Source organism: Thalassococcus profundi, assembly GCF_003344785.1.
In the GTDB taxonomy this organism is placed as follows: Bacteria; Pseudomonadota; Alphaproteobacteria; order Rhodobacterales; family Rhodobacteraceae; genus Puniceibacterium; species Puniceibacterium profundi.
Window position 1 is genome coordinate 72,103 of the sequence record NZ_QPMK01000006.1, and the last position, 13,244, is coordinate 85,346.

Genomic DNA, 13,244 nt, shown 5'->3' on the forward strand with positions numbered 1-13,244 from the left:
ATGTCGGGCAGCCTCCGGCGGGAGTTTAATGGCAAGATGAAGGAGCGGGTGCCGGTCTGCAAAAGGCCGCGCCCGAGGGGACGGCATCATGAAAATCTGCGTATTCGGAGCGGGCGCCATCGGCGGCTACATGGGCGTGAAACTGGCGCAGGCGGGGGCCGACGTGAGCCTTGTCGCGCGCGGACCGCACCTGGCGGCGATGCAGGCCAACGGTCTGAAGCTGATCGAGGAAGAGGGCGAAAGCACCGTTGAGGTGACCGCGTCCGAGGATCCGGCAGAGCTGGGCGTGCAGGATTACGTCATCGTCACGCTCAAGGCTCATTCGGTGCCCGGCGTCGTGGACAAGATGCAGCCGCTGATCGGTCCGGAAACGACCATCGTTTCGGGCGTGAACGGCGTGCCGTGGTGGTATTTCCACAAGATCGGCGGCGATCTGGAAGGCACGCGGCTCCAGTCGGTCGATCCAGGCAACAAGCAGTGGGACGGCTTTGGCCCCGACCGGGTGCTGGGCTGCGTGGTCTACCCGGCGGCGGAGGTGATCGAGCCGGGCGTCATCAAGCATATCGAGGGCAACCGCTTTTCGCTGGGCGAACCCGACGGGTCGAAGTCCGAGCGTGCGCAGGCGCTTTCCAAGGCGCTGGGGGCGGCGGGGCTCAAGGCGCCGGTGCGGCCGCGGTTGCGCGACGAGATCTGGGTGAAGCTCTGGGGCAACCTGTCGTTCAACCCGATCTCGGCCCTGACCCACGCGACGCTCGACGTGCTCTGCACCGATCCCGGCACCCGCGCGGTGGCGCGCGGCATGATGCTCGAAGCGCAGGAGATCGCCGAAAAGCTGGGGGTGAAATTCCCCATCGACGTCGAAAAGCGCATCGACGGCGGGGCGGCGGTGGGCGCACACCGGACCTCGATGTGGCAGGACCTGGACCAGGGCCGGCCGATGGAGATCGATGCACTGGTGGGATCGGTGCAGGAGCTGGGGCGTCTGACCGACACGCCGACGCCGACCATCGACACTGTGCTGGCGCTGGTGCAGCTGCGCGGACGCATGGCCGGCTGCTACGGCGGCTGAACGGTCATTCGTTCAGAAGACCGAGGCGCGCGGCCTGGATCGCCGCCTCGGCCCGGCTCGAGATGCCGAGCTTGCGGTAGATCGTCTTGATATGCGTGGCCACGGTCGTCTCGGCGATGCCGATGGCGGCGGCCGCTTCGGAGACGCGCATGCCGCGCGCGATGAGCCGAAGCACGTCGGTTTCGCGGGCGGTGAGATCCTGCGCCGGCTCGAAGCTGGGGCCGGTGTTGCGGAAATGGTCCATGATCCGCCGGGCGATGGCCGGCGAAAGGGCGGGAATACCGCTCGACAGCTGATGCAGGTGACGCTCCATCAGCTCGGAATCCTCGGATTTCAGCACGTATCCGTCGGCGCCCGCCGACAGTGCAGCGACGATGGCGCTGTCCGACGCCATGATGGTCGACACGATGGCCATCGTGCGCGGCGCCCGGCGTTGCAGGTGACGCAAGACGGTGAGCCCGTCGCCGTCGGGCAGGTTGAGGTCGACGAGCGCAAGGTCGAAGACTTCGCGGTCGATCAGCGCTTTCGCTGCGGCCACCGTTCCGGCTTCGGACACCCGGGCCCCCGGGAAGGCGCGGGCGACGACGGCGCTGAGCCAGCGCCGGGTCTCCGAGAGGTCTTCGAGGATCAAGACCGACTTCATGGGGCGACCGCGGTTCCTTCGCTGATCGGCATCCGCAGAGCAATGCGCGTCCCGGCGCGCTTTCGGGTCTGCGTGGCGGTGGCGACGCCGTTGCCGGATATTTCAATCGGCTGCGCCGGCCCGATCTGGATCGATCCGCCCAGCGAGGAAAGCCGCGTGCGCATGTTGGAAAGCCCGTTGCCGGCCCCGCTTTGCGCCGGATCGAAGCCGCGACCGTCATCGCTGATTTCGAGCCTCAGGCCGGTGTCGTCGAGGTCCACCACCACCGTCACGTGAGAGCAATCGGCGTGGCGGATCGCGTTGCTCATGCCTTCGCGAACGACCGAGCGCAGGGCGTTCGCTTCGGCCAACGACATTTTGCGGTCCGGCGGGTCGCCGTGGTCCCAATCGAGCGTAATGCCGTGCGACAGCAGGCGGTCGGCGCTTTCGCTGCGCAGGTCGGCCAGCACCTCGGGCAGGGTGAACGTGCCCTGGAAACCCTGGTTGATGATGCTGCGCAGATCGGCCAGCGTGTCGCGCAGAAGCTCGTTCTTGCGATCGGTTTCGGCGGTGTGCAGGGCGCTGAGGATCTGCGCGCCGATGTTGTCGTGCACGTCGCGGCTTATGCGGTCGCGTTCGGTCGTCACGCCCTGTTCAAAGGCGGCGCGGCTTTCGCGGATGATGTCGGCCAGGCCGCAGAGCGTATCCGCGAGCTTGCGGTCCTGCGGATTGAACAGCCGCCGCCCCGCCGCGGCATAGCGCATCTCTTGCGCGCCGACGTCCAGCGACGGCGGCAAGGCCAGCGCGAGACCCTGTTCGCGCAGCGTCGCAGAGGCCGGCGCCGGGTCGGCGCGGTCGATGACGAGCGGCGACCAGATCGCGTTCAGAAGGTCGGTCCAGGCCTGTTCCCGGTCGGCCTGGGCCGGGGCCAGCGCGGTGCGCAGGATCTCGGGGATATTGTCGGTGAGGGTCACAGACCGGGTTGCCATGATCCGGTTCAGGAGCAGCTGGCGCGCCGGGAAGTAGATGAAGCTGACCAGAAGCAGGGCGAGGCTCAGCGACACCCAGGGCTGGCCGCTCAGCAGCCACAGGAACACCGCGTCGAAGAGGATGATGAGCGCCGCCGAACCGACCCAGAACCAGACTACGTAGGCGTAGCGGTCGAGGTCGAAGAGCCGGTAGCGCAGGAGTCCCAGAGCGATGCCCAGGTGCATAATGAGGAAGAAGCCGAAGGCATAGCCCTGCGGCAGCAGCGGCGAATCGCGCAGGCCCAGCGCTTCGGGCACGACGCTCAGGCCGACGAAGGCGCTCACGCCGATCAGCACCGACAGCACCAGCCAGCGCAGTCCCGCCCGGTCGACCGGTTGGCGCCGGGACAGGACCCACTGCAGGATGGCCAGCCCGAGCGCGATCAGCGTCTGCGACATGACCACGAAATCCAGCACCTTGATCGGCGCCGCATGGGCGAGGTCAACGGCGATCAGGATGCCGTAGCCGACGGCTGGGACCAGCAGCCAGACCGGACGGAAGAGCTGGCGCGGATACATGGCGAACAGAGCGACGAGGCCGATCCCGAAGGTGCCGGCGCCGAAATGGTTGACGCCGGAGAGCAGGCGGAAGGTGTCGCCGGGCAGCGCGATTTGCCGGGTGGAATAGACCGAGGCGGCGATGGCGAAGATCGGCACGCAGACGCCGGTCAGGGCAAACATCCGGGCGCCCCAGTCCCGGGGCCGCAACGCGAAGATCCAGGCGCCGATCAGCAGCGCCAGCCCGCCGACGCCGAGCTGGAACCAGAACGGCGCTGGCAGATCGCCGAAGCTGCGCGGGCGCACCGGCACGGACGCCGTGTCAGACGTGCCGGGCAGCGCGTAGCCGACCTCTGCGCCGGGTTTGTCGAGTTCCGCGGCCAGGACGCTCTGGCGGGCGAAAAAGGCACGCTGCGCCGCGTAGTCGGGCAGCTTGTCCGGTTCCTCGATGAGGTCGGCGCCGGTGATGTCCACGCCGTTGACCGACACCGGAACGGCGCCCGGAGGAAGCGGCGCATAGGGGCGTCCGAGCAGAGACAGGATCGCGGCGGCGCAGAACGCCAGACAGAGCAGCAAGGCTGCGACGATCACCCGACCTGGCGTCATTTTGAAAATTCCTTTTCAGTCGTGCGTTCAAATCTTGCAAATATTAGAGGGAAAAAATCTCCCCTGAACAGGGGATTGGCGGGTTCAAGGCAAGAATCTACGTTTGCAGTGTCCTCCAGCGCGTGTGCGGCCCGTGGCGGCCCGCTTAGCGTGTGTGACGTGCCACGTCGCCGGACGGTCCGGCCCAAGACTCGACCGTCCGGAACAAGAATGCCTCGAAATTTTAGCGAGGTCTGCGCCCTCTGCTTTGGTCCCTGTGCCGTGAGTGGGCAGGGGGCGCAATTTTCACCCCGGATGCCGGTGACGCGTCCGGGCGCGGTTCAGTCCTTGCGCTTCTGGAACATCAGCGAAAGCAGCCCCAGCACCGCCGAGGCCACGATGAGCAGCAGCGACACGGCGTTGAGCACCGGGGTCGATCCCTGCTTGAGCTTGTCGAACATGGTGATGGTCAGCGGCGAGTCCGATCCGACCAGCATGAGCGTCGTGTTGAAATTCTCGAAACTCATCAGCACCGCCACCACCGCCGAGGCGACGATCGCTGGCATCAGGAACGGCAGGGTAATCTGCCGGACCGCCCCCAGACGCGTTGCGCCGAGATTGAGCGCGGCCTCTTCCAGGCTGGGATCGAATTTCTGCAGCCGCGCGGCGATCACCAGCGTCGCGAAGGTGGTGATGAAGGAATACTGCCCGAGGATCACGAGGATCAGACCGGGCCGAAGACCGTCGAACCACAGGCCCGTGGCGTCTTCGAGCGTGTTGGCGATACTGCTGGAGAAGACCAGGATCGAGATGCCGAGGATCACACCGGGGATGATCAGCGGCAGCAGCATGAGGATATAGAGCAGCGCCTTGCCGCGAAAGCTGTGTCGCACGAAGAGGAAGGCGTTGCAGGTGCCGGTGAACACCGCAAGCCCCGCCACCCAGGCCGCGATGAAGGCCGAGGTGCCGATCGACCGCAGGATCGCGCGTTCGTGGAAAACGCCGACGAACGGATCCTCGGTGCCGAAGAACCACGCCCAGGTAAAGCCCTCCCACGGCAGTGAGGGAAAGACGCTGTCGTTGAAGGCAAAGACGCAGACCACGGTCAGCGGCAGGGCGAGGTAGACGAAGAACACCAGCACGTAGGCGCGGTAGCACCACTTGGCGAATGCGGGCTGCGGCACCGTCGGGATCATCAGGCGCGCCCCATGGTTTCGGCAAGGGACTGCCGCGACAGCTTGAGCCCGAGGAAGACCACCGCCGAGGACAGCAGCAGCAGCAGGAAGCCCAGGGCCGAGCCGAGCTCCCAGTTGAAGCGGGTGATGAACTGCGTGTAGATCATGCCGGTGAACCACAGGCTGTCCTTGCCGCCCAGCAGGATCGGCGTGAGGTAGTTGCCCAAGGACAGCATGAAGACGACGATGCAGCCCGAGACGATGCCGGGCATGGCATGGGGGATGACGATTTCCCGCAGGATCGCCGCCCCGGTGCCGCCCAGGTCATAGCCCGCCTCGATCAGACTGTCGTCGAGGCTGTCGAGCGTGGTGACCAGCGGCACGACCATGAACAGGATCGAGGTATAGACCAGCCCGACCATGATCGCCGCGTCGTTGTAGAGCATCTCGACCGGGCCATCGACCAGCCCGAGATATTGCAGCGCGTTCGAGATCACGCCGGTTTCGCGCAAAAGAATCATCCAGCCGAAGGTGCGCACCAGTTCCGACACCCAGAACGGGATCATGCACATCAGAAAGAGCGTGGTCTTGGTCCGTCCGCGCGTCAGCTTGGCGATGTAATAGGCGATGGGAAAGCCCAGGATCAGCGTCAGCGCCGTGGCCGCGATGGACATGATCGCGGTGCGCGCGAAGGTGCGCCAGTACAGCGGCTCCTCGAAGAAGGTGACGTAGTTGCCGATCCCGTATTCGTATTCGCGCGGGCCCACCCGTTCGCTGATCGACACGACGAAAAGCCCGATATGCGGCAGGATGATGAGCACCGCCAGCCACAGCAGGATCGGCGCCAGCAGCAGGTAGAAGCCAAGTTTTGAGCCGTCGGACACCATGGCTCAGCCCTCCGCCGCGTAGAGTCGCGCCTTGTCGGGGTGCCAGCGGGTGTAGACCGTGCTGCCGCGGCGCAGGTCGGCAAAGCCGCCGGTCTGCGGCAAGGCGACGCTCAGGGCATGGCCCGAGGCGTCCTCGACCGTGACCGAACTGTTGGCGCCATTGAATAGAACCGCGGTGACGGTGCCTTGGCTTACGTTGTCTTCGCCCGCGTCGCCCGGCGTCATCGAAAGCCCGATGGCTTCGGGTCGCAGGAAGACTTGGGCGCGCTGCCCGGATTGCAGACCGGAGGCGGGCGCTGTTGCTTTCAGCTCCGTCCCGGCCTCGGTGCGCAGGGTGAGGTTCGGGCCGTTGACGGCGGCAACCGTCGCGGCGATCTTGTTCGCCTCGCCCACGAAGCCCGCGACGAAGGCGGTCTGGGGGTCGTGGTAGACCTCTTGCGGCGGGCCGACCTGTTCGAAACGGCCGTGGTTCATCACCGCGATGTTGTCGCTCATCACCAGCGCCTCGGACTGGTCGTGGGTGATGTAGACGAAGGTGGTGTTGAACTCGGCCTGCAACGCCTTCAACTCGATCTTCATGTGTTCGCGCAGCTTGAGGTCGAGCGCGCCCAGCGGTTCGTCCAGCAGCAACACGTCCGGTTCGAGCACCATGCAGCGGGCGATGGCGACGCGCTGTTTCTGCCCGCCCGACAGCTGGTCGACGCGCCGCTGCGCGACGCCGGGCAAGCCGACGCGGGCGAGGATGTCCTCGACGCGGCGGGTAATCTCGGGTTTGGCGACGCCGCGCTGGCGCAGGCCGAAACCGACGTTGTCGCCGATGTTCATGGTGGGAAAGAGCGCAAGGTGCTGGAAGACCATCGACACCGGCCGCTTGTTGGGCGGCACGCCGATCATCGACCTGCCCTTGATCCGCAGATCGCCCGAAGTCGGCGACTGGAACCCCGCGATCATGCGCAAGAGCGTGGTCTTGCCACAGCCCGAGGGGCCGAGGATGGAAAAGAACGATCCCTGCGGCACCTCGAAGCTGACGTGATCCACGGCGCGGAAGCTGTCGAAATCCTTGACGAGGTCGACGCAGGACAGATCGGGGGTGTGGGTGGTCACGGGATGCCTCGCGGGATGGGAAAGGGCACCGGACGGTGCCCTTTCCATGCGTGTCAAAGCGGATCAGTTCGCGGCGTTCACGCGGTCGAGCGTGGCGCCCTCGAGCGCCTCGAGACCGGCGGGCACCGGCGGATACCACTTGATGTTGTCGATCGCCGCCTGGTCGAAGCTCGCCTGGTAGCGGGCCTTGAGATCGGCGCTCACGCCCTCGTCGCCGCCGACGGAGGCGGTGAAGTTGCCGGCGCTGTTGGTGATCATCGCGGCGATGTCGGGGCGCATGACGAAGTTGATCCAGTCATAGGCCGCCGCGTCCGCGCGGCCACGGGCGGGCAGCACGAAGGTGTCGATCCACCCCAGCGCGCCGGAGTCGGGCGCGACGAAGGTGATGTCGGGGTTGTCGGCATTGAGCTGCCAGCCGCCGGTGTCCCAGGCCATCGAGGCCACGACCTCGCCCGAGCGCAGCAGGTTCTGGATCTCGTCGCCGCCGTCCCAGTAGGTTTTGACGTTGGGCTTGCACTCGGTCAGCTTCGCTTCGACCTGGTCGAGGATCTCCTGGTAGGCCGCTTCGTCGCCGTAAGCCGCGAAGGGGTCGAGTCCCATAGCATAGGCAAAGCCGATCAGGGTCGGACGCTTGAGCCGGTAGGACACCTTGCCCGCCACCTCTTCGTTGCAAAGGTCGGTGTAGTCGGTCACGCCCTCGGCTTCGGCGGTGTTGATCACGAGCCCGCTGGTGCCCCAGATATGCGGCAGGCCGTAGACCTCGCCCTCGTAAGTGGTGTTGCCCGCGGTGGCTTCGAGCATCGACGGGATGAAGAGGTCGGCGTTGACCATCGACATGTCGATGGGCTTGTAGATGCCGAATTCTTCCTGCGCGCTGGTGATCCGGTCCTGGCTCGGCTGCGCCAGATCGAAGCCGCCGCCGTTGGTGGCGCGCAGCTTGGCGATCATTTCCTCGTTGTTCGACGTCGTGACCTCGACCGTGTGGCCGGTTTCTTCCTCGAACATCGCGATGACCTCTTCGGGCGCGTAGCCGCCCCAGGTCAGCAGGTGCAGCGTTTCGGCCTGTGCGCTTTGCGCGCCAAGTGCGGCGATCATCACGACCGACGACAAGAGTTTGGTTTTCATGTGATTTCTCCCTCTTTGGTTTGATTGGCGGGCGCATCCTCGCCCGCGGTCCATGACAGTATTACGTCAAACACACTGATATTTTTCAATAATTCTCACAGGTTTACAGGGCCATCACACGATCCGCATAAGCAGATCGCGCGTGTTCTCTTCGGTCATCTCGACCGGGTTGCCGCCGGTGCTGGGATCGGACAGCGCCCCTTTCACGACGCGGTCGATGTCGATGTTCTTGACCCCCATCGCCGTGAGCGTCTTCGGAATGCCCAGGCTGGCGTTGAAGTCGTCCACGAAGGCGCAGAAGCCGTCGAACCCGCCGGAGATGCCCAAGTAGGCCGCCGCCATGTCGAAGCGTTCGGCGATGGCTGGTCGGTTGAACTGCAAGACCGCGGGCATGCAGACCGCGTTCGTGGTGCCGTGGTGGGTGTGGTATATGGCACCGATGGGATGCGACAGCGCATGGATCGCGCCCAGCCCCTTCTGGAACGCCGTGGCTCCCATCGCCGCCGCCGCCATCATCTGCGCGCGCGCCTCGATGTCCGATCCGTCGGCGTAGGCGCGGGGCAGGTAGTCCTTGACCAGCCGCATGCCTTCCAGCGCCATGCCCTGCGACATGGGGTGGTAATGCGGTGAGGAGTAGGCCTCCACGCAATGAGCAAAGGCATCCAGTCCGGTGCCCGCGGTGATGAAGCCGGGCATGCCCACAGTCATTTCGGGGTCGCAGATCACCACCGAGGGCAGGAATTTCGGGTGGAAGATGATCTTCTTCTCTTCGGTCTCGGAATTCGTGATGACGCTGGCGCGGCCCACTTCGGAGCCGGTGCCGGCGGTCGTCGGTACCGCCACGATGGGGGCAATGGCATCGGCATCGGCGCGGGTCCACCAGTCGCCGATATCCTCGAAATCCCACAAGGGGCGCGTCTGGCCGGCGAGAAAGGCCACCAGCTTGCCCAGGTCGAGGCCCGAGCCGCCGCCGAAGGCCACGACGCCGTCATGCCCGCCGTCCTTGAAGGCGCGCACGCCCGCTTCGGCGTTCTTCTCGTTGGGATTGGGATCGACGTCCGAGAACATCGCGCGGCCAAGGCCCGCGGCCTCCAGCAGGTCGAGCGTGCGGGTGGTGATCTCCATGTTCGCAAGGCCGCGGTCGGTGACGAGCAGGGGCTTGGTGATCCCGGCGGCGGCGCAGGCATCGGCAATTTCGGAGATGCGTCCCGCGCCAAAGCGGACGGCGGTGGGATAGGACCAGTTCGCGGTCAGGGACATGGGGTCAGGCCTTTTTCAGATGGTAGGATTTCGGGCGTGTGAGGTTGTGATAGCCGATGATCGACAGCCCGCCGCCGCGCCCGGTGTCCTTGCAGCCGGTCCAGCACAGGCCGGGGTCGAGGTAATCGGCGCGGTTCATGAACACGGTGCCGGTCTCGATCCGGTCGGCGATGGCCTCGGCGCGCGCGGCATCGCGGGTCCAGACCGCGGCGGTCAGGCCGAAATCGCTGTCGTTCATCAGCGCGATGGCCTCGTCGTCGTCCTTCACCGGCATGATGCCGACCACCGGGCCAAAGCTTTCCTCGCGCATCACCCGCATGTCGTGGGTGACGTTCGTCAGGATCTGCGGCGAAAGGTAGGCGCCGCCGTCGTCAGCGTCGAAGGTCGGGATATGCGCGGTGGCACCCTGTTCGATGGCCTCGGCGATCTGTTCTCGCACCGTGGCGGCAAAGCGGGCGTGCGCCATCGGCCCGATGGTGGTGTCGGGGTCGAGCGGGTTGCCGAGCTTGTAGCCGCTGACGATCCCGATCGCCTTTTCCAGGAAGGCGTCGAAATGCTTTTCGGCCACGTAGATGCGTTCGATCCCGCAGCAGCACTGGCCCGAGTTGAACATCGCCCCGTCGATCAGCGTGTCGGCGGCGGCATCGAGGTCCGCGTCGTCGCAGACATAGCCCGGATCCTTGCCGCCCAACTCCAGCCCGACGCCGGTAAAGGTGCCGGCCGCCGCGCGCTCCATCGCCTCGCCGCCGGGGACGGAGCCGGTGAAGTTCACGAAACCGAAGGACCGCGCGGCGATCAGGTCCGAGGTGGTGTCATGGTCGAGGAACACGTTCCGGAATACGTCCTCGGGCACACCCGCCGCGTGAAAGGCGGCGGCCATGCGTTCGCCCACCAGCGGCGTCTGGCTTGCATGTTTGAGCATCACCGCGTTGCCCGCGATGAGCGCGGGCGCGACGGTGTTGATCGCGGTCATGTAGGGGTAGTTCCAGGGCGCCACCACCAGCACGACCCCGTGCGGCACGCGCTTGATGACCCGGCGGAACCTGTCGCTGTCCTCGATCACGATCTCGGCCAGCGCCTCGGCCGCGATGTCGGCCATGTAGCTGGCGCGTTCGTTGAAACCGCCGAATTCGCCGCCGTAACGGACCGGACGTCCCATCTGGTGCGCAAGCTCGGGAACGATCTCGTCGTTCATCTCGCCAACCTTGGCGACGCCGGCGCGGACCAGCGCCACGCGTTCGTCCAGCGGGCGCGCGGCCCAGTCGGCCTGCGCGGCGCGGGCACGCGCGACGGCATCCTGCGCCTCGGTCATGGAGAGGGTGGGACGTTCGGCAAAGACCGACCCGTCGATGGGGGAGATACAGCGGATCATGGTTCAGGCCCTTTCAAATCCGCGCGCGATTTCCCAGTCGGTCACCGCGCGGTCAAACTCTTCCTGCTCCCACTCGGCGGCGCGGGTGTAGTGGTCGACCACCAAGTCGCCGAGCGCCTCGCGCAGGAACGTCGAATTGCGCAGGGTCTCGGTGGCGGCGCGCAGGGTGCGCGGCACTTCGTTCGCCTCTGCAGCGTCATAGATATCGCCGCTGGTGGCGGACGCCAGCGCCATCTTGTCCTCGATCCCCTTGATCCCGGCGGCCAGCATCACCGCCTGCGCGAGGTAGGGGTTGAGGTCCGATCCGCCGATCCGGCATTCGACGCGCACGCCCTTGGTGCCTTCGCCGCACAGCCGGAACCCCGCGGTGCGGTTGTCCACGGACCAGACGGTTTTCGTCGGCGCGAAGGTGCCCTTGGCAAAGCGCTTGTAGCTGTTGACGTAGGGCGCCAGGAAATAGGTGTAATCGGGGGCATAGGCGATCAGCCCGGCCATGTAGTGCTTCATCAGCTCGGACATGCCGAGATCGGCGTCGGCCTCGTAGAACGCGGGCTTGCCGTCCTTCCAGAGCGACTGGTGCACGTGGCTGGAACTGCCGATCCGGTCGGCGCTCCACTTCGGCAGAAAGCTCGCGGCGTGGCCGTTCTGCCAGGCGATTTCCTTGACGGCGTTCTTGGCGATGGTGTGGTGATCGGCGCAGTCCAGCGCGCTGGCATAGCGGATGTTGAGCTCTTCCTGCCCGGCCTCGGCCTCACCCTTGGAGTTTTCGATGGGGATACCGGCGGCGAAAAGGTGGTTGCGGATCGGGCGCATCACCGCCTCTTCCTTGGTGGTCTGGAGGATGTGGTAATCCTCGTTGTAGCCGCTGATCGGGGTCAGGTCGCGGAATCCGCCGCGGCGGATCTCGTCAAAGCTTTTCTCGAAGAGGAAAAACTCCAGCTCCGTCGCCATCATCGCGTCGTATCCCAGCGCCTCCAGCCGGGCGATCTGGGCCTTGAGGATCGCGCGCGGCGAATGCGGCACCGGTTCGTGCGTGTGGTGGTCCAGCATGTCGCAAAGCACCATCGCCGTGCCCTCGAGCCAGGGCACGCGGCGCAGGGTCGAGAGGTCGGGCGCCATGACATAGTCGCCATAGCCGCGTTCCCAGCTGGTCGCCTTGTAGCCCGGCGGCGTCGCCATCTCGAGGTCGGTGGCCAGAAGGTAGTTGCAGCAATGGGTTTCCTCGAAGGAAGACTCCACGAAATTCACCGCATGAAAGCGTTTGCCCATCAGGCGGCCCTGCATGTCGACCATGCAGACAAGGACCGTGTCGATTTCGCCTGCGGCCACGGCCTTCTTGAGCGCGTCGAAACTGAGGTTGGCGGGCATGGGGCAAGTCCTTTCTGGTGGGGAAGCGCCCCCGCCGGAACGGGGGCGCCCTGGTCAAGGTCCGGGAAACGGGCCTTATTCGAAGTTGTAGGGTGCGCCGGCTTGGTTGATGACGGCGTTGTACTCCTTGAAGATGTTGACGATCCGCTGCTGGATCTCGCCTTCTTGCGCGACCTCTTCCCAGAACTCCTTGGCGGCGTTCTCGACCTCGGCCCATTCGGCGGCCGGGACCGACCGCAGCGCCAGCTTGTCGCCGTTGGCGCGCAGCGCGGCCTCGCCGCCCCAGTACCACTGGTTGCGGTAGGTGTGGCCGGCTTCGGTCGCCGCCATGACCACCGACTTGAGGTGATCGGGCAGCTCTTCCCAGCGTTCCTGGTTCACGAACCACGACCCGATCCAGGCGCCCGAGATGTTGTTGGTCAGGAAATAGTCGGTCACGTCGGCCCAGCCGACGGTGTAATCCTCGGTGATGCCCGACCAGGCCATGCCGTCAAGCTCGCCGGTCTGCACCGCGACCTCGGCATCCTCGTAGGGGATGTTCACCGGGACCACGCCGAACTTGGACAGGAAGCGGCCCGCGGTCGGGAAGGTGTAGAGCTTCAGCCCGTCGAGGTCCGCGACCGAGGTGATTTCCTTCTTGGTGTTGAAGTTGCACGGGTCCTGGCCCGCCGCCGACAGCCATTTGACGCCGACCTTGGCGTATTCCTCTGCCCAGATCTCGGCGAGACCGTACTGGTTGAAGAGCACCGGCACGTCGAGGATGTGCTTGGTGGCGAAGGGGAAATACCCGCCGAACTGGCGCAGCGGGGTGGGCGAGGCCATGGAATCGTCGTCCGAATGCACGCCGTCGATGGTGCCGCGCTGAAGCGCCTGGAACAGCTCTCCGGTGGGCACGATCTGGTCGGCATAGAACAGTTCGACCTGCAGCTCGCCGTTGGCATTGGCGTTGATGTAGTCGATGACCGGCTTGGTCACATGCTCACCGAGCGCGCCGCCCGCGTAGGTCTGGAACCGCCAGGTGATCGCGTCCTGCGCCTTGACGATGGCGGGGCTTGCCAGCGTGGCCGCGGCGCCAAGGCCAGCGGATGAAAGAAACGTGCGTCTTGTCGTCATTGGTTTTTCCTCTCTGTGGATGCGTTTGAAAATGCCCC

11 protein-coding genes are annotated in these 13,244 nt (G+C 65.7%); 1 reads left to right on the forward strand and 10 read right to left on the reverse strand.

Annotation, left to right across the window (positions count from 1 at the left end):
* The first annotated feature begins 88 nt into the window (after window positions 1-88).
* The gene (locus DU478_RS10085; RefSeq protein WP_114510837.1) at window positions 89-1,069 is read left to right on the forward strand and encodes a 2-dehydropantoate 2-reductase; all 981 of its coding nucleotides are present in this window, start codon (window positions 89-91) and stop codon (window positions 1,067-1,069) included.
* A gap of 4 nt (window positions 1,070-1,073) precedes the next feature.
* Here DU478_RS10085 and DU478_RS10090 read toward each other — a convergent pair whose 3' ends face one another.
* The 10 genes from DU478_RS10090 to DU478_RS10135 all read right to left on the reverse strand — a co-directional run bounded on the left by DU478_RS10090 (window position 1,074) and on the right by DU478_RS10135 (window position 13,206).
* Window positions 1,074-1,712 (reverse strand): response regulator, encoded by a 639-nt coding sequence (locus DU478_RS10090; protein ID WP_114510838.1) that lies wholly within the window; start codon window positions 1,710-1,712, stop codon window positions 1,074-1,076.
* On the reverse strand, window positions 1,709-3,823 hold the full coding sequence (locus tag DU478_RS10095) for a sensor histidine kinase (RefSeq protein ID WP_114510839.1): 2,115 nt from the start codon (window positions 3,821-3,823) through the stop codon (window positions 1,709-1,711). The genes DU478_RS10090 and DU478_RS10095 overlap by 4 nt, the downstream gene beginning before the upstream one ends.
* Window positions 3,824-4,143: 320 nt before the next feature.
* Window positions 4,144-4,998, reverse strand: a complete 855-nt coding sequence (locus tag DU478_RS10100) for an ABC transporter permease (protein ID WP_114510840.1) — start codon at window positions 4,996-4,998, stop codon at window positions 4,144-4,146.
* A complete protein-coding gene (locus tag DU478_RS10105; protein WP_114510841.1) occupies window positions 4,998-5,864 on the reverse strand; it encodes an ABC transporter permease in 867 nt (288 codons plus the stop codon). Before DU478_RS10105 ends, DU478_RS10100 begins: the two co-directional genes overlap by 1 nt.
* Before the next feature lie 3 nt (window positions 5,865-5,867).
* On the reverse strand, window positions 5,868-6,968 hold the full coding sequence (locus DU478_RS10110) for an ABC transporter ATP-binding protein (protein WP_114510842.1): 1,101 nt from the start codon (window positions 6,966-6,968) through the stop codon (window positions 5,868-5,870).
* A 63-nt stretch (window positions 6,969-7,031) separates the two neighbouring features.
* Window positions 7,032-8,093, reverse strand: coding sequence for an extracellular solute-binding protein (locus DU478_RS10115; protein ID WP_114510843.1), 1,062 nt, complete (start codon window positions 8,091-8,093; stop codon window positions 7,032-7,034).
* 114 nt (window positions 8,094-8,207) lie between these two features.
* Window positions 8,208-9,353, reverse strand: a complete 1,146-nt coding sequence (locus DU478_RS10120; RefSeq protein WP_114510844.1) for an iron-containing alcohol dehydrogenase — start codon at window positions 9,351-9,353, stop codon at window positions 8,208-8,210.
* Between the two features lie 4 nt (window positions 9,354-9,357).
* Window positions 9,358-10,725 (reverse strand): aldehyde dehydrogenase family protein, encoded by a 1,368-nt coding sequence (locus tag DU478_RS10125; protein WP_114510845.1) that lies wholly within the window; start codon window positions 10,723-10,725, stop codon window positions 9,358-9,360.
* Between the two features lie 3 nt (window positions 10,726-10,728).
* Entirely contained in the window at window positions 10,729-12,093 is a 1,365-nt protein-coding gene (locus DU478_RS10130; protein WP_114510846.1) for a glutamine synthetase family protein, read from the reverse strand.
* A 75-nt stretch (window positions 12,094-12,168) separates the two neighbouring features.
* Window positions 12,169-13,206 carry a TRAP transporter substrate-binding protein gene (locus DU478_RS10135; RefSeq protein ID WP_114510847.1) on the reverse strand — a complete coding sequence of 346 codons (1,038 nt, stop codon included), beginning with the start codon at window positions 13,204-13,206 and terminating at the stop codon, window positions 12,169-12,171.
* Window positions 13,207-13,244 lie beyond the last annotated feature (38 nt).